Raw genomic sequence first — 18,486 nt, 5'->3', positions numbered from 1 at the left:
CGACCTTCGTCTCCTCGGTCCACCGGTCCGGGCCCCTCAGAGCGCGGAGTCGTAGGCGGCCAGCGCCTCACGTGCCGCCAGTCTGGCGCTCTCGGCCAGGTCCGGGGGCGAGGTGATGCGTCCTTCGCCGCCCAGCCGCAGGGCGAGCCTGCGCAGGGAGGCGGGGTCGGGGGTGCGGAGGGTGATCCGCAGACCGCCGTCGGGCAGTTCCTCGGCGCTGTCGTGCGGGTAGTACTCGGCGACCCACCGGCCGCCGGGGCCGACCTCGATCACGACCTCCGGATCCTCGGCGGCGGGCTGCACCAGTCCCTCGGAGAGGTCCCGCAGCTCCAGCTCGGGCGGAGCCGACGGGGCGTCGAGAAGCCTGATCTCGGCGACGCGGTCGAGCCGGAACGTACGCCGGGCCTCGGTGAGCCGGCACCAGCCCTCCATGTAGGTGTGGCCGACCGCGAACAGCCTGATCGGATCCACCTCGCGCTCGGTGAGCTCGTCACGGGCGGGGGAGTAGTAGCGCAGCCAGAGGCGGCGCCGCTCGGAGATCGCCCGGTCCACGTCGGCGAAGACGCCGCCCTCGGACTCGAAGGTGACCGAGAGCCGTGAGCTGGCCGCCCCCACCTCACCGGCCGCCGTCTCCAGCTTCGCGGTCGCCCGGACCAGCGCCTGCCGGTCGCCCTCCCGCAGGCCGGGGAGGGTGGCGACCGCGCGGGCGGCGACGAGCAGGGCCGTCGCCTCGTCGGCGGCCAGCCGGAGCGGCTCGGCGACGTCGTCGGGGTTGTGCCACCAGATCCGGTCCCCGTCGGTGTCGATGTCCAGCAGGTCGCCGCCGCGGAAGCTGGTCCCGCACATGGGCAGGACGTCGAGGTCGGAGATCAGCTCGTCCTCGGTGATCCCGAAGGCCCGGGCCACGTCCTGCACGTGTGCGCCGGGGCGCTCGCGCAGGTAGGTGACGAGGGAGAGCATCCGGCGGGTCTGGTCGATCGCGTTCGTGGCCACGAGTACGGGTCCCCTCAGTCCTTGGCCACGGCGCGCAGCCGGTCCATCACGTCGGCCCGCAGATCGGCGGGCTCGCTCACGATCACGTCGGGTCCGAACTCCACGAGCCAGGCGTCCAGCCCGTGCCCGTACGGGATCTCCAACTCGTCCCAGCCGTCGCCGAGTTCCCGTACGGACGTCGCGCGGGAGCGCAGCGGGTAGCCGGAGCCGGTGCGCAGCCGGATGCGGGCGGTCCGGGTGGCGGTCTCGCCGGCCCAGCTCTCCACGGTCTCGCGGACGGTGACGACGTCGGGGACACGGGCTGTGAACGCTCCGGCGCGGGAGCGGACCCGGCCAGCGATGCGGGACAGCCGGAACACCCGCTCGGCGCCCCTGTCCCGGTCCCAGCCGGCCAGGTACCAGTGGCCGCGCCAGCATTCGAGGGTCCAGGGCTCGACCTGGCGCTGTTCGGGGCGGGCGGCGTTGCCCTTGCGGTAGTCGAAGGTGACCGGCCGGCGGTCCCGGCAGGCGAGCATCAGCGGCTCGAACGCGGCTTCGTGCACGGGGATGCGCGGTTCGAGCGCGCTGTGCGGCTCGTAGGTGTCCTCGGCCTCGGGCATGCCCGCCGCACGCAGCTTCTGCAGGGCACCGCTCGCGGCACCGGCCAGGCGTGCCTGCTGCCAGACCTTGGCGGCGAGCCCGAGGGCCGCGGCCTCCTCCGCGTCCAGGGTGATGGGAGGCAGCCGGTTGCTGTCACGGCGGGCGAGGTACCCCGTGTCGCCGTCCAGGTTCTCGACGGTCTCGATGATCAGGCCGAGTTCGCGCAGATCGTCCTTGTCGCGCTCGAACATCCGGTTGAAGGAGTCGTCGTTGCCCGCCTCCAGGTAGGCCTCGATGGACCCGCGGAGTTCACGCTTGCTGAGCGGACGCCGGGTACCCAGCAGACACAGTGCCAGGTTCATCAGCCGTTCGGCCTTGGCAATCGCCATCGACGCCCTTTCTCGACGTGCTCTCCGACCGTCGACCGTACCGCCCCGGGGTGTCCGGGCCAAAGCGAGGGCCGAAGCCAGGGAAAAAGCCAGGGCCCGTACCTTGCGGCACGGGCCCTGGCTGCTGTCGACCGACCGATCAGACGCCGACGAGGTCGCAGACGAAGATCAGCGTCTCGCCGGGGGCGATCGCGCCGCCGCCCGCGCCGCGGTCGCCGTAGGCGAGGTGCGCGGGGATGGTCAGCTGGCGACGGCCGCCGACCTTCATGCCCTGGACGCCCTTGTCCCAGCCGGCGATGACCTGGCCGGCACCGAGCTGGAACTGCAGCGGGGTGCCGCGGTTCCAGGAGGCGTCGAACTCCTCGCCGGTGGAGAAGGCGACACCGACGTAGTGCACGGAGACGGTCTGTCCCGCCTGGGCCACCGGTCCGTCGCCCTCCCAGATTTCCTTGATCTCCAGGTCGGCCGGCGGCTCGCCACCCGGGAAGTCGATCTCGGGCTTGTCGATGCTCACTGAGCTGCTCCTCTTACTGATGAACTGCGTAACCGGGACAGTCTTACATCTTCGCCAGAAGGTCCACGGCGAACACGAGGGTGGACTTGGCGGGGATGGACTGCTGCGCCTCGTTGCCGAAGGCCTGGTCCGGCGGGATGACGAGCAGCACGCGGCTGCCGACCTTCTTGCCGACCAGTCCGTTCTTGAGGCCCTTCAGGGTGACCTGGGCGAGCGGGAAGGTCTGCGTCTTGCCGGTCTGGTAGGTGCTGTCGAAGGCCTTGCTGTCCTTCCAGAGCAGACCGACGTAGTTCACGACGACGCTGTCGGTCTCCTTGATGACCTCGCCCTTGGACTCCAGGATGTAGTTGGAGACCAGCTTCTTCGGCGGGTCGCTCTTGGGGATCGTGACCGTGGGGGCCTTGCCGTCGGTCTTCGTGCCGACCTTGGGCAGGTCGATGTTGTCCTGGGCCACCTCGGATCCCTCGGCGGACGCCGGGATCTGTGTGGCCTTCACGATGTCGACGACGAAGACGAGGGTGGCGTTGGGCTTGATGTCGCCCTGGCCCTGCTCGCCGTAGCCGAGATCCGGCGGGATGACCAGTTCGACGCGGCTGCCGACCTTCTTGCCGACGAGTCCCTTGTCCCAGCCCTGGATGACCATGCCCGCGCCGAGCGTCAGATCGAACGGCTGCTTGCGGTCGAAGCTGTTGTCGAACGGCTTGGTGGAGTCCCACGCCTGCCCGAGGTAGTTGACCTGGATCGCGTCGCCGTTCTTGAGCTTCGCGCCGTCACCCTCACTGATGACGTCGGTCTTCAGCTCCTTGGGGGGATCGCCCTCACCCTTCGCCAGAGTGGGCTTCTCGCCGAACTTCGCGCCCGCGGTGATCGCGGGGAAGCCCTTCTCGGTCGAGGCGGAGTCGGAGGCCTTGTCATCGCCGCATGCAGCCGTGGACAGCAGCAGAAGGGGGACGACGAGAAGGCCGGCAAGTCGGCGCACTGGTTCCTCAGATCTCAGACGGCACGTGAACGGTCCCCGACACTCTAGGCCGAGCGAAGGGCCCCGTACGAGGAACGTACGGGGCCCGGTCGCATTCGGGAGGGACATTCCGGTCCCGGATCACATGCCCGCGATGAGCTTCTCCACCCGGTCGTCGACGGAACGGAAAGGGTCCTTGCACAGCACGGTGCGCTGCGCCTGGTCGTTGAGCTTCAGGTGCACCCAGTCGACGGTGAAGTCCCGCCGCTGTTCCTGGGCCCGGCGGATGAAGTCGCCGCGCAGCCGTGCCCTGGTGGTCTGCGGGGGCACGGACTTGCCCTCGAAGATCTTCAGGTCGTTGCAGATGCGCGCGGCCTGCCCCTTGCGCTCCAGGAGGTAGTAGAGCCCGCGCCTGCGGTGGATGTCGTGGTAGGCGAGGTCTATCTGAGCGACCCTCGGGTTCGACATCGTCATGTTGTGCTTCGCCCGGTACCGCTCGATGAGCTTGTACTTCATGACCCAGTCGATCTCGGTGCCGATCCGGTCGAGGTCCTCCGCCTCGATGGCGTCCAGCGTGCGGCCCCACAGCTCGAGGACCTGGTCGACGGTGCCGGTGCGGATACCCCGGCGCTCGACGAAGTCGACGGCCTTCTCGTAGTACTCGCGCTGGACCTCGATGGCCGACGCCTCCCGGCCGCTGGCCAGGCGCACCTTGCGCTGTCCCGTGGTGTCGTGGCTGACCTCCCGGATGGCCCGGATCGGGTTCTCCAGGGTCAGGTCGCGCATCACCGTGCCCGCCTCGATCATGCGCAGCACCAGGTCGGTGGCGCCGACCTTGAGGAGCATGGTCGTCTCGGACATGTTGGAGTCGCCGACGATGACGTGGAGGCGGCGGTACCGCTCGGCGTCGGCGTGCGGCTCGTCCCGGGTGTTGATGATCGGGCGGGAGCGCGTCGTCGCGGAACTGACGCCCTCCCAGATGTGCTCGGCCCGCTGGCTCACGCAGAAGACGGCACCGCGCGGTGTCTGCAGCACCTTGCCGGCTCCGCAGATGAGCTGACGGGTGACGAGGAAGGGAATGAGGATGTCCGCGAGCCGGGAGAATTCCCCGTGCCGTGCCACGAGGTAGTTCTCGTGACACCCGTAGGAGTTTCCTGCCGAGTCGGTGTTGTTCTTGAACAGATAGACGTCGCCCGCGATTCCTTCCTCGTGCAGGCGGCGTTCTGCGTCGACGAGCAGGCCTTCGAGAATGCGCTCGCCGGCCTTGTCGTGGGTGACCAGTTCGGTCACGTTGTCGCATTCCGGTGTTGCGTATTCCGGATGTGATCCCACGTCGAGGTAGAGGCGGGCGCCGTTCCGCAGGAAGACATTGCTGCTGCGGCCCCATGACACGACACGGCGGAAGAGGTAGCGCGCCACTTCGTCAGGTGACAGTCGGCGCTGTCCCCTGAACGTGCACGTGACGCCGTACTCGTTCTCCAGCCCGAAAATGCGGCGGTCCATGACTGAACATTACGCCTTATGGCCTGAGCTGAAACCGGGTTCGGCGGCACCGTTTCGATCATTTTCCGAACCGGCCACGACCGCGGGCGTACGCCCGGGAGCTGCGAGGACCCTTCCGGTGGCCAGCAGAACCAGCAGGGCGGCCACTCCACCGGCCCCCGCGACGGCGAAACTCCAGCCCGTGCCGCCGATCTCGACGGCCGGGCCGGCCACCGCCGTTCCGGCCGCCGCGCCGACGCCGAAGGTCGTCACGAGCCAGGAGAACGCCTCGGTCACCGTGCCCCGCGGCGCGTGCCTGTCCACGACGATGAACGAGCAGGCGATCGCCGGGGCCAGGAACACCCCGGCGAGCGCCGCCAGCGCGGTCATGGCGGGCACCCCGGGGGTGAGCATCAGCGGCAGATAGCCCAGGGCCAGCAGCGCGACGATGACCCGCAGTCTGCGCTCGGGCGCCCCGGCCCACTGCCGCGCCCCGTACACCGCTCCGCCGACCAGCGCGCCGAGGCCGAGGGCGGCCATCAGCCAGCCGTACACGGACTCCCGGCCGTGGTCGTCGGCGTAGGCGACACCGGCCACCGTGATGGAGCCGAGCGCGAGCCCGACGAAGAAGAAGGCGCCCAGCAGCGCGAGCAGTCCGGGCGAGCGGAGGGCGCCCAGCCAGTGCGCCTCACGGGGCGCCGAGCGCCAAACCCTGGAGGGCTCGGACAGGACGACGGACAGCGCGCCGAGGACGCCTACGGCGTTGATGACGAGGAGGGCCGCGGCAGGCGACCAGAGCGACACCAGGACCGTCACGAGGAGAGGGCCGACGGTGAACATGACCTCCTGGGCCACCGCGTCCATGGCGTAGGCACGGTGCACCCGGTCCTCGCGGCCGAGGACGGTCGGCCAGAGCGCTCGCAGCCCGCCTTCCAGCGGCGGTGTGAACACACCCGCCACCACGACCGCGGCGTACGCGGCCGGCAGCGACCCGAGGCCCATGAGGGCCAGCACCGCCATGCCGAGCGCGGAGACCACGGCCGCCGGGAACTGGACGCGCGGCTGGCCGTACAGGTCGACGGCGCGGCCCAGCAGGGGCTGCCCCACCGCCGTGGCGAGGCCGTAGGCCGCCGCGAGGGCGCCCGCCAGTGTGTAGCTCCCGCCCTCCGCGCGGGTGAAGAGAACGATCGCGATGTGGGCGGTGCCGTTGGGCAGCCGCCCCACCAGCGTCCCCGTCAGCAGCCGGGCGGCGTGCCGTGTCCGGAGGATGTCCAGGTACCCCGCGGCCATGTCCGCCCCTCTCCCCCGGCGGTCCCACGACCTCGGGGTTTTACGTATAACGTCGAGGCTCATACGTACCATGTGGGCAGCCCGGGAGTCCATCCCGCCCCATCCGACCGGACCAGCACGGAGGCACGAGTGAGCAGCGCGCGGCAGCCCGCACCGACCCGGCCCACCAGCCGTGACGTGGCACGGGCCGCGGGTGTCTCGCAGGCCACGGTCTCGCTCGTGCTCGGCGGGAAATGGCGCGGACGGGTGTCCACGTCGACCGCCGAGCGGGTGCGCGGCAGCGCCCGGGAACTCGGGTACCGGCCGAACTTCGCGGCCCGCAGCCTGCGGATGGGCCGCACGCGTACGGCGCTGCTCGTCGTCCCCGCGCTGACCAACGAGTTCTTCGCCCGCGTGTACACCGGGGCGGCGGCCGTGGCCGCCGAGCACGACTTCGGGGTGGTCCTCTACCCGTCCCCCGACGGCACCGGCCCCGCCAGGGACCCCTTCGCCTCGGCCCGCGCGGCGCTCGACGGGGTGATCGCCTCGTCCATGGCGGCGGACGCCCTGGGCGCGCTGCGGGGCGCGGAGCTGCCGCTGGTGATGCTGGACAGCGACCCCGAGGACCATGGGGCGGCGGCGCGCGTGAACCTCGACATCGCCGACGGCATGCGCCAGGTGACGGAACATCTGCTGGGCCTCGGTCACCGCCGGTTCACGCACCTCGCGTCCGCCGTGGACACCTGGACCTTCGCGGTGCGTGCCCGTGCCCTGCGGGAAGCGGTGGAAAGCGTCCCGGGCGCCGTCCTGCACACCGTGACCGCCCCTCTGGACGTGACCGCCGGACGCGAGGCCGCCGAGAAGATCCTGAGCTCCCCCGGCCCCCTGCCCACCGCCCTCGTCTGTGACGACGACATCCTGGCCGCAGGCGCCTGCAAGGCGGTGCGCAGACGGGGTCTGCGGGTCCCCGACGACATCTCCGTGACCGGCTTCGACGACCTGGCACTCGCCACGGCGGTGGAACCGGAGCTCACCACCGTGCGCCTCCCGGCCGAACAGGTGGGCGAGCGGGGCATGACGGCTCTTCTGGACGTCCTGGAGGGCCGTCGTGCGGAGCCTGGCGATCTCCCCGTCCGTCTGGTGGCACGCGGCTCCACCGCGCCCCCGCCCAGGGCATGAGAATGCCCTCCGGACGCCGTGCGCGGTGTCCGGAGGGCATCCTGCGAAGTCGCCTACTCCTTCGTTCCCTCGTCCGGGGCGTCGGCGCCCTTCGCGGGGGTGTCGGTCCCGGCGGCAGGGGTGCTGCCGCCGTCCGCGTCCTCCGCGTCGGACGGCGCGTCCGTCGGGGTCGCCCCCGCGCCGTCCGCGTCCAGCAGCCTGGTCAGCTGCCGGCCGACGATCCGCTTGAACTTGCGCTGCTGCGGCCTCGTCCGGTCCAGGACCGCGACCTCGAGCCGCTCGGCGGGGATCTCCCGCTCGTTGCCGTTGGCCTCGCGGGACAACGCCTGCACGGCCAGCTTGAGCGCCTCGGCGAGGGACATCCCGTCGCGGTGGCGCTGGTCGAGGAAGCTGCTGATCTGTTCCGCGTTCCCGCCGACCGCGACCGAGCCGTGCTCGTCCACGATCGAGCCGTCGTGCGGCAGCCGGTAGATCTGGTCGCCCTCGGGCCCGGCGCCGACCTCGGCGACCACCAGCTCCACCTCGTACGGCTTCTCCGCCGCGCTGGAGAAGATGGTTCCCAGCGTCTGCGCGTAGACGTTGGCCAGCCCGCGGGCCGTCACGTCGTCACGGTCGTAGGTGTATCCGCGCAGATCGGCGTACCGGACCCCGCCGATGCGGAGGTTCTCGTACTCGTTGTACTTCCCGGCGGCGGCGAAGCCGATCCGGTCGTAGATCTCGCTGAACTTGTGCAGCGCACGGGACGGGTTCTCGCCGACGAACACAATGCCGTCGGCGTACTGCAGCACGACCAGGCTGCGACCACGGGCGATGCCCTTCCGGGCGTATTCCGCCCGGTCGGCCATGGCCTGCTGGGGTGAGACATAGAACGGCGTCGACACCGGCTATCCGTCCCTTTCTGTCAGTGACGAGTGCATCTCGGAAGCATCGGGCAGGTCAGAGCAGCGCGGCACGGGGGCCGTCGGGCTGCTCGAGCCGGCGCTCCAGGATCGCGCGCGCGATCTCCGAGGATTCCGTGTCGTTCAGCCTGCGGAAGCCCTCGTCGGTGATGACGGTGACGATCGGATAGATCCGGCGGGCCACGTCCGGGCCACCGGTCGCCGAGTCGTCGTCGGCCGCGTCGTACAGCGCCTGCACGACCAGGGTGAGTGTCTGCTCCTCCGTCAGGTCGGCGCGGTACAGCTTCTTCATCGAACCCCGGGCGAAGACGGAGCCGGAGCCCGTGGCCGCGTAGCCGTGCTCCTCGGACCGCCCGCCGGTGACGTCGTAGGAGAAGATCCGGCCCTTCTCGCGGTCCACGTCGAAGCCGGCGAACAGCGGGACGACCGCCAGCCCCTGCATGGCCATCGCCAGATTGCTGCGGATCATCGTCGAGAGCCGGTTGGCCTTGCCCTCCAGGGAGAGGGTGGCGCCCTCGACCTTCTCGAAGTGCTCCAGCTCCAGCTGGAACAGCTTGACCATCTCCACGGCGAGACCGGCCGTGCCCGCGATCCCCACCGCCGAGTACTCGTCGGCCGGGAACACCTTCTCGATGTCGCGCTGCGCGATCATGTTGCCCATGGTCGCCCGCCGGTCGCCGGCGAGCACGACCCCACCGGGGAACGAGGCCGCGACGATCGTGGTGCCGTGCGGGGCCTCGACGGCGCCCTGCAGCGGCGGCAGGCTGCGGTTGCCGGGAAGGATCTCGGGTGAGTGGTCGGACAGGAAGTCCATGAACGACGACGAACCCGGCGTCAGGAAGGCAGCTGGTAGACGCCCGGTGCTACGAGTGTTGGCTTCCACGCGTTTCCCTCCAGGTATGCGATGGCCCTGCGCAAGGAGTCAGGATCATCCCCAACTTGCCGATGGCCGAATTGCAGTTGAAGCACTACGCCACGGACCCTACCCGCACTGTGACGGTGATCAACATGATCCCGGCTGCGGAAGCGCCCTCCGCGGGACGCCCGTGCACGGACGGGGACGTCCCTCAAGGAGCGCCGGCCGACGGCCCGGAGGCGTCGGCCGGCGGTCCTGGCCGCCGAGTGCTACTCGCCGCCCTTTTGGACGAACGAGCGTACGAAATCCTCGGCATTGGACTCGAGTACGTCGTCGATCTCGTCCAGGACGTCGTCCACGTCGTCGCTGAGCTTCTCCTGCCGCTCCTTGAGGTCCTCGGACGCCTGCGCCTCCTGCGCCTGCTCCTCGGCCTCCTCGGTGGAACGTGTCGCCTTCTGCTGTCCGCCGCCGGTGTCCTTGGTCGCCATATAGCTCACCCCGCTCGGTTCGAAGCACTTGATCAGACCCTACCCACGGGGTCCGACATCGGCCCGCTACTTTCCTCAACGTCCGGAGGTCATCTGATTGATTCCCAGCCGGGACGCCTTTCAGGCCCCCGTCAGCGTCCGGACCAGCTCCTCCGCCGTGCGGCAGCGGTCCAGGAGCTCCTTCACATGGGTGCGTGTACCTCGCAACGGTTCCATCGTGGGAACCCGCTGCAGCGAGTCACGGTCGGGGAGATCGAAGATGACCGAGTCCCAGGAGGCCGCCGCGACGTCGTCCGCGTACTGCTCCAGGCAGCGGCCGCGGAAATAGGCCCTGGTGTCCTCCGGAGGCTTCGTGCGGGCCCGCTCGACGTCGCTCTCGTCGAGCAGCCGCTTGATCTTCCCCCGCGCCGCCAGGCGGTTGTACAGGCCCTTGTCGGCCCGTACGTCGGCGTACTGGAGGTCCACGAGGTGCAGGCGCGGGGCGTCCCAGTCCAGGCCGTCACGGCGCCGGTAGCCCTCCATGAGCTCGCGCTTGGCGATCCAGTCCAGCTCCCCCGACAGACTCATCGGGTCGTTCTCCAGACGGTTGAGGGTGTCCTCCCAGCGGGACAGGACGTCCTTGGTCTGGTCGTCCGCGTCCGCACCGTACCGCTCCTCGACGTACTTGCGGGCCAGCTCGAAGTACTCCATCTGGAGCTGGACGGCGGTGAGTGTCCGGCCGCTGCGGAGCGTGACCAGCTGCTCGAGCGTCGGATCGTGCGAGACCTGGTGGAGCGTGCGGACCGGCTGGTCCACCGCCAGGTCGACGTTGATGAACCCGTCCTCGATCATGGCCAGGACGAGCGAGGTGGTGCCGAGCTTCAGGTAGGTCGAGATCTCGGAGAGGTTCGCGTCGCCGATGATCACATGGAGCCTGCGGTACTTCTCGGCGTCCGAGTGCGGTTCGTCGCGCGTGTTGATGATGGGGCGCTTGAGCGTGGTCTCCAGGCCGACCTCGACCTCGAAGTAGTCCGCGCGCTGACTGATCTGGAACCCGTGCTCGTGGCCGTCCTGGCCGATGCCGACCCGGCCCGCGCCGGTGACGACCTGGCGCGAGACGAAGAACGGCGTCAGATGGCGCACGATGTCCGAGAAGGGGGTCTCCCGCTTCATCAGGTAGTTCTCGTGCGTGCCGTAGGACGCGCCCTTGTTGTCGGTGTTGTTCTTGTAGAGATGGATCGGCTGGGCCCCGGGGATCGCGGCGGCCCGCTCGGCCGCCTCCGCCATCACCCGCTCGCCGGCCTTGTCCCAGAGCACCGCGTCCAGCGGGTTGGTGATCTCGGGTGAGCTGTACTCGGGGTGCGCGTGGTCGACGTACAGCCGCGCACCGTTCGTGAGGATGACATTGGCCAGGCCGATGTCCTCGTCGGTGAGCTGGCTGGAGTCGGCGGTCTCACGGGCGAGGTCGAAGCCTCGCGCGTCCCGCAGCGGATTCTCCTCCTCGAAGTCCCAGCGGGCGCGGCGCGCCCGGTGCATCGCCGCCGCGTAGGCGTTGACGATCTGGGACGAGGTGAGCATGGCATTGGCGTTGGGTTGACCGGGGACGGAGATCCCGTACTCCGTCTCGATGCCCATCACTCGCCGTACGGTCATGCGGCCCTCCTTGCCCGGCGGCGCTCCCCTCCGGGAGCGGCGCTCAAGTACCGCTGCTGGTCCGCGGTGCCCGTCCCCGCACTGCGCGACTCGGCGGTACGGCAGAGCCTAGAGCGCCTCTGCGCCGGTGGGGAGATCAATTGCGTCATTGTTCGGGTGTGGCCGGAGCTGCCGGGAAAACGGCCGGCTGCGGATACCCTGCCGGGCATCCGCAGCCGGTCTGCGTTTTACAGGTACTGTCCGGTATTTGCCACCGTGTCGATGGAGCGACCGGTGTCCGCGCCCTGCTTTCCGGTGACGAGTGTGCGGATGAACACGATCCGCTCGCCCTTCTTTCCGGAAATCCTGGCCCAGTCGTCCGGGTTGGTGGTGTTCGGCAGGTCCTCGTTCTCCTTGAACTCGTCCACGCACGCCTGGAGGAGGTGGGAGACGCGCAGGCCCTTCTGGCCCTGCTCGAGGAATGCCTTGATGGCCATTTTCTTCGCCCGGTCCACGATGTTCTGAATCATCGCTCCCGAGTTGAAGTCCTTGAAGTACAGGACTTCCTTGTCGCCGTTCGCATAGGTGACCTCGAGGAAGCGGTTCTCCTCGGATTCCGTGTACATCCGCTCCACGACGGACTGGATCATCGCGTGGGCGGCGGCTTCCTTCGAGCCGGTGTGCTCGGCCAGGTCGTCCGAGTGCAGCGGCAGCGAGGGGGTGAGGTACTTCGCGAAGATGTCCTTCGCGGCCTCCGCGTCGGGGCGCTCGATCTTGATCTTCACATCGAGACGGCCGGGGCGCAGGATCGCGGGGTCGATCATGTCCTCGCGGTTGGACGCGCCGATGACGATGACGTTCTCCAGGCCCTCCACACCGTCGATCTCGGCGAGCAGCTGGGGGACGATGGTGTTCTCCACGTCCGAGCTGACACCGGAGCCGCGGGTGCGGAAGAGGGATTCCATCTCGTCGAAGAAGACGATGACGGGGGTCCCCTCGCTCGCCTTCTCCCTGGCGCGCTGGAAGACCAGGCGGATGTGCCGCTCGGTCTCACCGACGTACTTGTTGAGGAGCTCGGGGCCCTTGATGTTGAGGAAGTAGCTCTTGCCCGCGGGCTGTCCGGTGACCTCGGCGACCTTCTTGGCCAGCGAGTTGGCGACGGCCTTGGCGATGAGCGTCTTGCCGCAGCCGGGAGGGCCGTAGAGCAGGATGCCCTTCGGCGGGCGGAGCTCGTGCTCCCTGAAGAGGTCGGGGTGGAGGTACGGGAGCTCGACCGCGTCGCGGATCAGTTCGATCTGGTCGCCCAGGCCGCCGATCTTGTCGTAGTCGATGTCCGGGACCTCTTCGAGGACGAGTTCCTCGACCTCGCTCTTGGGGACCACTTCGTAGACGTACCCGGACCTGGGCTCGAGCAGGAGGGCGTCGCCGGGACGGATGGTGATGTCCAGCAGGGGCTCGGCGAGCCTCACCACCCGCTCCTCGTCGGTGTGCCCGATGACCAGGGCACGCTCGCCGTCCTCGAGGATCTCCTTGAGGGTGACGATGTCCCCGGCCCGCTCGAACTCCATGGCCTCGACCACGTTGAGCGCTTCGTTGAGCATCACTTCCTGGCCTCGCCGGAGGCCTTCCAGCTCGACGCTGGGGCTGACGTTCACCCGGAGCTTGCGGCCCCCGGTGAAGATGTCACAGGTGTCGTCCTCGTTGGCCTGCAGGAAGACACCGAAGCCGGCCGGTGGCTGGGCCAGCCGGTCGACCTCCTCCTTGAGGGCCACGATCTGGTCGCGGGCCTCGCGGAGCGTGTTGGCGAGCCGCTCGTTCTGCGCGGACACGCCTGCCAGGTTGGTCTGCAACTCGACGATCCGCTCTTCGAGAACCCTCGTATGACGCGGAGAGTCGGCGAGCTTACGTCGCAGGACGGCGATTTCCTGCTCGAGATAGGCGACCTGGCCGGCCGGGTCTTCTGACCCGCGCGCGGGCCGGGTGCCGCGGTTGATGTCGTCGTCGTGGGCTGCCACGGTCCTCACCTCCTCCAAGGGGAGCTGGACGCTTCCTGACCCTACCTGGGTGGGTGATGATTGAAACCCCTAGATCACAAAGACCCGGGAGTGTGTCCGATCTTCACCCTTGCGCTCTCCCTCACGCCAAGGGAATACCCACCCTTCGGCACCGGAAAGCAGCCGGTTGTATCGTCGAAGCGTTCAACACCCTTCAGGGCTGGCTTCAATGGGTGCAGATACGCAGGGAACGGCAGGACACATGAGCGTGCAGCAGGACGCCCCGGGCGACAACGGCACACAGGATCTCGAGGTCTGGATCGACCAGGACCTGTGTACGGGGGACGGCATCTGCGTGCAGTACGCACCCGAGGTGTTCGAGCTGGACATCGACGGTCTGGCGTACGTGAAGAGCGACGAGGACGAACTGCTCCAGGACAAGGGCGCCACCACGCCGGTGCCGCTGCCGCTGCTCCAGGACGTCGTCGACTCGGCCAAGGAGTGCCCGGGCGACTGCATTCACGTACGTCGCGTTTCGGACAACGTGGAAGTGTACGGGCCGGACGCGCAGTGACGGATCAGGCGTTCCGGGAGGCGCTTCCCGCAGGGGCGGTGGTCTTGACGAACGCGTTGCCCTTCCACTGCCAGGCGGCGCTCTCCAGCTCGTCGGGGCAGCAGCGCGGCACGGCCGCGGAGGAGTAGCCGAGCAGGGTCGCCGACACCGTGCCGTCACGGACGGTGAAGTCGGTCACGGAGAGTTTCTGAGCGGGGTCCACCAGGGTCGCCACGACCCGGGGTGCGGCCCCGTTCCCCTGTGTCACGACGTAGATGCCGCTGGGCGGGGTACCGGATCCGGCGGCGCAGCGGACGACGGCCACGGTCTCGGGACCGCCGTCGCCGTCGAGGTCTCCGGTGGCGCTCTCGGCCACGGTCCGTCCGGCGGCTCCGCAGTCGAGCGGGTAGGTGACGCCGGCCGGGTCGGGGGCCTCGGCGGCCGGAGCGCCGCCGTGCTGCTGGGTCACCCGGTGCTCGGACGCCGAGGCCGTGGCGGTGGCCGCCTCGGGCTGGAGCAGGCCCGCGGCCGCGACGACGGCCGCCATCGCCGTCGCCGTGGCGAGCCAGTGCACCGGCTTGGCGTCGGTGTGCGCGAGGTCCGGGAGCGCGGAGGTCTGCACGCGGTATGTCTCCTGTGGTTCCTGGAGGCCTGGGAGGCGGTGCCGGACGGAGGCCGGCGGGCGGGGGTGGCCAGCATCGTGCCACACCTCACACCCGGAGGGAACGGCGGGGTCGTGGTGGCCGTACAAAGGCGCCGCCGCCGTGCTCCCGGGTCGGTCCGGGAGCTCGGCGGCGGCGCCGGCTCGTGGGGCGGGTCAGTCGCGGTCCGCGCTGCCGCTCCGGCTGCCGGGGCCCTTGTAGTCCTCACCGTAGGCGCCCTTGGAGGGGCGTCGGCGGCGGACCGGGGGCTCCACGCCGTCCGCGAGGCGTCGTGCGGTGACGAGGAAGCCGGTGTGGCCGATCATCCGGTGGTCCGGCCGGACGGCCAGGCCCTCGACGTGCCAGTTCCGGATCATCGACTCCCACGGCTGCGGCTCGGCGAAGCAGCCGATCTCGCGGATGGACTCGACGGTCCGAGAGAGCTGGGTCGTGGTCGCGACGTAGGCGCAGAGGATCCCGCCGGGCACCAGGGCCTTGGAGACGGCCTCGAGGCACTCCCACGGAGCGAGCATGTCCAGGACGACGCGGTCGACGTCGGTGTCCGAGAGGTTGTCCTGGAGGTCGCCGACCGTGAGCTCCCACGCGGGGTGCGGCGAGCCGAAGTAGCGCTCGACGTTCTGCTGGGCGATCTCGGCGAAGTCCTCGCGGCGCTCGTAGGAGTGCAGCATGCCCTGCTCACCGATGGCGCGCAGCAGGAAGGTGCTGAGCGCTCCGGAGCCTACTCCCGCTTCCACGACGCGGGCGCCGGGGAAGATGTCCGCGAAGGCCAGGATCTGCCCCGCGTCCTTGGGGTAGACCACGGCGGCACCGCGGGGCATGGACAGGACGTAGTCGGGGAGCAGGGGGCGCAGCGCGAGATAGGCGACGTTTCCCGTGGTACGGACAACACTGCCCTCGGGAGCACCGATCAGCTCGTCGTGCTGGAAAGAACCCTTGTGGGTGTGGAAGTTCTTCCCGGCTTCGAGCGTGAAGGTGTAGTGACGTCCCTTGGGGTCGGTGAGCTGGACCTGGTCCCCGACTTTGAATGGGCCGCGACGGCGGGCGGCACCGGTCGGTTCGGACATGTGAACAGCGTACCGGTATTTCGGGGGCCCCTTTCCGGGGCGTCAGGCCGAGGGACGGGCCATGGCCTTGATGAAGGCGCGCTCGACGTCGGTGGTGGAGAGGACGCCGTAGATCTCGCCGGTGTCCTCGACCACCAGGTACTCGGTGGCGGGGGTGGCCTTGAGCCGGTCCAGGAGGGCCTCGCCCGCGAGCTCGGCGGAGACCTTCATGCCGTCGGTGAGGTCCTGGGCGAGGCCGCTCACCGGTACCCAGGGGCGACGGTGCTCGGGGACCCCGGCGATGGCGGCCTCCCGTACGACGCCCTTGGGGGTGCCCTGTCCGTCGACGACGACCAGGGCGCGTGCGCCCGCCTCGTTGGCACGGCGGAGTGCCTCCGAGAGCGGGGTGGCGGACTCGACGGGCACGGCGCGCCGGGTCAGGGTGCGGGCCCGGAGTTCGGGGAGGTGTTCGCGGAGCCGCGCCGTCCGCAGGCTGTTGCCCGCCCCGGTCCAGATGATCGCCGCGAGGATGGCGGCGAGGAGCGCGTCGGTGACGGTCTCGAAGCCGCTGATGTCGTCGGTGGCGTTGCCGAGGGCGCCGGTGTGGGTGAGGAGCGGGAGACCGACGAAGACGGCGATGGCCAGTCCCCTGCCGACCCAGGCGGCGGCGACGGTGCCGCTCATCGGCTTGCCGGTGATCTTCCAGACGACGGCGCGGAGCATCCGTCCGCCGTCCAGGGGCAGACCGGGCAGCAGGTTGAAGGCGGCGACGATGAGGTTGGAGATCATCAGACCCGCCAGGAGCACGCCGGGGACGGTGCCCGCCTCGACGAACTGGAGCGGGATGTAGAAGACGCCGCCGAGGACGAGGGAGAGCAGGGGCCCGACGAAGGCGAGGACGAACTCGCGGCCGGGGGTCTCGGTCTCCTTCTCGATCTCGGAGACGCCGCCGAAGAACTGGAGCTGGATGCGGCGCACCGGCAGCTTGTAGCGGAGGGCGGCGACGGTGTGGGCGAGCTCGTGGACGAGCACCGACGCGTAGAAGGCGATGGCGAAGAAGAGCGCCACCAGGTAACGGACCCCGCCGAGTTCGGGCAGGACGCGGTCGAGCTGTCCGCCGAAGACCCAGGTGATCAGGGCCGCGACGACGAACCAGCTGGGGGCGACGTACACGGGCACGCCGAAGGGACGGCCCATGAGCAGGCCGCCGCCCGGTTCGGCCGGGCGCCGGGGCTTGCCCTTGTCCGGTCCGGTGCCGGGGTCCTTGCCCCCTGCGCCGGGCTGCGGGCGCCCGCTGTCGCCGCTCTCGTCCACGGGATCCCTCCGGTAGGTGGCTTATGCCACGATCATGCTGTGTGCGAGCTCTGTGGTCGATGGTATGCCGCCGGGTGTCGGTGGCGGGCCGTAGGGTCTTCGACATGACGTCCGTACCGCGCCCGCCTCAGCCACCTTCGTCCCTGTCGCCGTCGCGCGCGAACGATTTCATGCAGTGCCCCCTGCTGTACCGCTTCAGGGTGATCGACAGGCTGCCCGAGAAGCCCAGTGAGGCTGCTACCCGGGGCACGCTGGTGCATGCGGTGCTGGAGCGCCTGTTCGACGCCCCCGCGGCCGACCGTACGGTGCCGGGCGCCAAGGCCCTGATTCCCGGCCAGTGGAACCGGCTGCTGGAGTCGAAGCCCGAGCTGACGGAGCTGTTCGACGGGGATCCGGAAGGCGAGCGGCTCGCGGGGTGGCTGGGCGAGGCGGAGCGGCTCGTGGAGCGCTGGTTCTCGCTGGAGGACCCGACGCGCCTGGAGCCGGCCGAGCGGGAGCTGTTCGTCGAGACGGAGCTGGATTCGGGGCTCCGGCTGCGCGGGGTGATCGACCGGGTCGACGTGGCCCCGACGGGCGAGGTCCGCATCGTCGACTACAAGACGGGCAAGGCGCCGCGGCCGGAGTACGCGGAGGGCGCCCTGTTCCAGATGAAGTTCTACGCCCTGGTGGTGTGGCGCTTGAAGAACGTGGTGCCGCGCCGGCTGCAGCTCGTCTATCTCGGCAGCGGTGACGTGCTGACGTACGACCCCGTGCCGGCCGACCTGGAGCGGGTGGAGCGCAAGCTGCTGGCGCTGTGGGAGGCGATCCGGCTGGCCACCGAGACGGGCGAGTGGCGGCCGCGGCCGACGAAGCTGTGCGGCTGGTGCGACCACCGGGCGGTCTGTCCCGAGTTCGGCGGGACTCCCCCGGTCTATCCGCTGTCCGTCCGCCCGGCCGGATCCGTGGAGGCTGTGCAGGGCAGAATGGAGCCGGCCGAGGCCGGTCGGCCGGTGGCCCTCGAAGGCCCTTAAGGAGATTACGTGGCTATCCGCGTCCTGCTCGTCGATGATCAACCACTGCTGCGCACCGGTTTCCGGATGATTCTGGAGGCGGAGGGCGACATCGCGGTGGTCGGCGAGGCCGGTGACGGTCTGCAGGCCATCGACCAGGTGAGGGCGCTCCAGCCGGATGTCGTGCTCATGGACATCCGGATGCCGCGGATGGACGGCGTCGAGGCGACCCGCCAGATCACCGGTCCCGGGCGGGACGGCCCGGCGAAGGTCCTGGTGCTGACGACGTTCGACCTCGACGAGTACGTGGTGGAGGCGCTGCGCGCCGGTGCCAGCGGTTTCCTGCTGAAGGACGCGCCGGCCGTCGAACTGGTGCAGGCCATCCGGGTGGTGGCCGCGGGCGAGGCGATGCTGGCCCCCAGCATCACGCGCCGTCTCCTCGACAAGTACGCCGACCACCTCCCCTCGGGCGAGGAGCCCGTCCCGGACGCCCTGCACACCCTCACCGAGCGTGAGGTGGAGGTGCTGAAGCTGGTGGCTCGCGGCCTGTCCAACGCGGAGATCGCGGCCGACCTGTTCGTGAGCGAGACGACGGTCAAGACGCACGTGGGACACGTGCTGACGAAGCTGAGCCTGCGCGACCGCGTACAGGCCGCCGTGTACGCGTACGAGAGCGGACTGGTGCGTCCGGGGGCCCAGTGAGCCGGCGCTGAA

Annotated in this window: 19 protein-coding genes; 4 read left to right on the top strand and 15 right to left on the bottom strand. The window is 69.8% G+C overall.

The annotated features are described in order from the left end of the window. Nucleotides 1–36: 36 nt before the first annotated feature. From IA22_RS0124375 to IA22_RS0124350, 6 genes are all read right to left on the bottom strand, one after another. Entirely contained in the window at nt 37–993 is a 957-nt protein-coding gene (locus IA22_RS0124375; protein ID WP_014157207.1) for a helix-turn-helix transcriptional regulator, read from the bottom strand. A 14-nt stretch (nt 994–1,007) separates the two neighbouring features. Next, nucleotides 1,008–1,961, bottom strand: a complete 954-nt coding sequence (locus tag IA22_RS0124370) for a helix-turn-helix transcriptional regulator (RefSeq protein ID WP_014157206.1) — start codon at nt 1,959–1,961, stop codon at nt 1,008–1,010. A 139-nt stretch (nt 1,962–2,100) separates the two neighbouring features. Further along, nucleotides 2,101–2,475: an FKBP-type peptidyl-prolyl cis-trans isomerase gene (locus IA22_RS0124365; protein ID WP_014157205.1), complete on the bottom strand. Its 375-nt coding sequence runs from the start codon at nt 2,473–2,475 to the stop codon at nt 2,101–2,103. A gap of 43 nt (nt 2,476–2,518) precedes the next feature. Next, nucleotides 2,519–3,454 (bottom strand): FKBP-type peptidyl-prolyl cis-trans isomerase, encoded by a 936-nt coding sequence (locus IA22_RS0124360; protein ID WP_014157204.1) that lies wholly within the window; start codon nt 3,452–3,454, stop codon nt 2,519–2,521. 120 nt (nt 3,455–3,574) lie between these two features. Next, nucleotides 3,575–4,936: a Pup--protein ligase gene (pafA, locus tag IA22_RS0124355; RefSeq protein ID WP_014157203.1), complete on the bottom strand. Its 1,362-nt coding sequence runs from the start codon at nt 4,934–4,936 to the stop codon at nt 3,575–3,577. Nucleotides 4,937–4,945: 9 nt separating this feature from the next. After that, entirely contained in the window at nt 4,946–6,205 is a 1,260-nt protein-coding gene (locus IA22_RS0124350) for an MFS transporter (protein WP_014157202.1), read from the bottom strand. Between the two features lie 129 nt (nt 6,206–6,334). Between IA22_RS0124350 and IA22_RS0124345 the strand changes: the two genes are divergently transcribed. Continuing rightward, complete coding sequence (locus IA22_RS0124345) at nt 6,335–7,363, top strand: LacI family DNA-binding transcriptional regulator (RefSeq protein ID WP_030124834.1); 1,029 nt, start codon at nt 6,335–6,337, stop codon at nt 7,361–7,363. A gap of 53 nt (nt 7,364–7,416) precedes the next feature. Here the strand turns inward: IA22_RS0124345 and prcA are convergent, their stop codons facing one another. The 6 genes from prcA to arc form a co-directional block, all read right to left on the bottom strand. Then, nucleotides 7,417–8,244 (bottom strand): proteasome subunit alpha, encoded by an 828-nt coding sequence (prcA, locus tag IA22_RS0124340; RefSeq protein WP_014157200.1) that lies wholly within the window; start codon nt 8,242–8,244, stop codon nt 7,417–7,419. Between the two features lie 55 nt (nt 8,245–8,299). Continuing rightward, the gene (prcB, locus tag IA22_RS0124335) at nt 8,300–9,145 is read right to left on the bottom strand and encodes a proteasome subunit beta (protein ID WP_014157199.1); all 846 of its coding nucleotides are present in this window, start codon (nt 9,143–9,145) and stop codon (nt 8,300–8,302) included. Further along, a complete protein-coding gene (locus IA22_RS38025) occupies nt 9,097–9,333 on the bottom strand; it encodes an endonuclease domain-containing protein (protein ID WP_106972216.1) in 237 nt (78 codons plus the stop codon). The genes prcB and IA22_RS38025 overlap by 49 nt, the downstream gene beginning before the upstream one ends. Nucleotides 9,334–9,387: 54 nt before the next feature. Continuing rightward, complete coding sequence (locus tag IA22_RS0124330; protein ID WP_014157198.1) at nt 9,388–9,606, bottom strand: ubiquitin-like protein Pup; 219 nt, start codon at nt 9,604–9,606, stop codon at nt 9,388–9,390. Nucleotides 9,607–9,726: 120 nt separating this feature from the next. Continuing rightward, nucleotides 9,727–11,238, bottom strand: a complete 1,512-nt coding sequence (gene dop / locus IA22_RS0124325; protein WP_014157197.1) for a depupylase/deamidase Dop — start codon at nt 11,236–11,238, stop codon at nt 9,727–9,729. A gap of 227 nt (nt 11,239–11,465) precedes the next feature. Next, on the bottom strand, nt 11,466–13,232 hold the full coding sequence (arc, locus tag IA22_RS0124320) for a proteasome ATPase (RefSeq protein WP_014157196.1): 1,767 nt from the start codon (nt 13,230–13,232) through the stop codon (nt 11,466–11,468). Nucleotides 13,233–13,473: 241 nt separating this feature from the next. Here arc and IA22_RS0124315 point away from each other — a divergent pair, with 241 nt between their 5' ends. Further along, a complete protein-coding gene (locus IA22_RS0124315) occupies nt 13,474–13,785 on the top strand; it encodes a ferredoxin (protein WP_030124833.1) in 312 nt (103 codons plus the stop codon). A 4-nt stretch (nt 13,786–13,789) separates the two neighbouring features. Here the strand turns inward: IA22_RS0124315 and IA22_RS0124310 are convergent, their stop codons facing one another. The 3 genes from IA22_RS0124310 to IA22_RS0124300 all read right to left on the bottom strand — a co-directional run bounded on the left by IA22_RS0124310 (nt 13,790) and on the right by IA22_RS0124300 (nt 16,783). Continuing rightward, on the bottom strand, nt 13,790–14,386 hold the full coding sequence (locus tag IA22_RS0124310; protein ID WP_030124832.1) for a hypothetical protein: 597 nt from the start codon (nt 14,384–14,386) through the stop codon (nt 13,790–13,792). 195 nt (nt 14,387–14,581) lie between these two features. Continuing rightward, on the bottom strand, nt 14,582–15,490 hold the full coding sequence (locus IA22_RS0124305; RefSeq protein WP_030124831.1) for a tRNA (adenine-N1)-methyltransferase: 909 nt from the start codon (nt 15,488–15,490) through the stop codon (nt 14,582–14,584). Between the two features lie 42 nt (nt 15,491–15,532). Then, complete coding sequence (locus IA22_RS0124300) at nt 15,533–16,783, bottom strand: site-2 protease family protein (RefSeq protein ID WP_014157192.1); 1,251 nt, start codon at nt 16,781–16,783, stop codon at nt 15,533–15,535. 170 nt (nt 16,784–16,953) lie between these two features. Between IA22_RS0124300 and IA22_RS0124295 the strand changes: the two genes are divergently transcribed. Continuing rightward, complete coding sequence (locus IA22_RS0124295) at nt 16,954–17,793, top strand: RecB family exonuclease (protein ID WP_030124830.1); 840 nt, start codon at nt 16,954–16,956, stop codon at nt 17,791–17,793. A gap of 9 nt (nt 17,794–17,802) precedes the next feature. Further along, entirely contained in the window at nt 17,803–18,474 is a 672-nt protein-coding gene (locus tag IA22_RS0124290; protein ID WP_014157190.1) for a response regulator, read from the top strand. The last annotated feature ends 12 nt before the right edge of the window (nt 18,475–18,486 follow it).

The organism is Kitasatospora papulosa, from assembly GCF_000717245.1.
Taxonomy (GTDB): domain Bacteria; phylum Actinomycetota; class Actinomycetes; order Streptomycetales; family Streptomycetaceae; genus Streptomyces; species Streptomyces papulosus.
This window is presented reverse-complemented; position numbering and strand designations above follow the sequence as displayed.

Bases quoted from the DNA above. Each gene is read 5' to 3' on its own strand.
- IA22_RS0124295 (WP_030124830.1), top strand. From the start codon at position 16,954: ATGCAGTGCCCCCTGCTGTACCGCTTCAGGGTGATCGACAGGCTGCCC.
- dop (WP_014157197.1), bottom strand. From the start codon at position 11,238: ATGACCGTACGGCGAGTGATGGGCATCGAGACGGAGTACGGGATCTCC.
- IA22_RS0124305 (WP_030124831.1), bottom strand. From the start codon at position 15,490: ATGTCCGAACCGACCGGTGCCGCCCGCCGTCGCGGCCCATTCAAAGTC.
- pafA (WP_014157203.1), bottom strand. From the start codon at position 4,936: ATGGACCGCCGCATTTTCGGGCTGGAGAACGAGTACGGCGTCACGTGC.
- IA22_RS0124350 (WP_014157202.1), bottom strand. From the start codon at position 6,205: ATGGCCGCGGGGTACCTGGACATCCTCCGGACACGGCACGCCGCCCGG.
- IA22_RS0124370 (WP_014157206.1), bottom strand. From the start codon at position 1,961: ATGGCGATTGCCAAGGCCGAACGGCTGATGAACCTGGCACTGTGTCTG.
- IA22_RS0124330 (WP_014157198.1), bottom strand. From the start codon at position 9,606: ATGGCGACCAAGGACACCGGCGGCGGACAGCAGAAGGCGACACGTTCC.
- IA22_RS0124315 (WP_030124833.1), top strand. From the start codon at position 13,474: ATGAGCGTGCAGCAGGACGCCCCGGGCGACAACGGCACACAGGATCTC.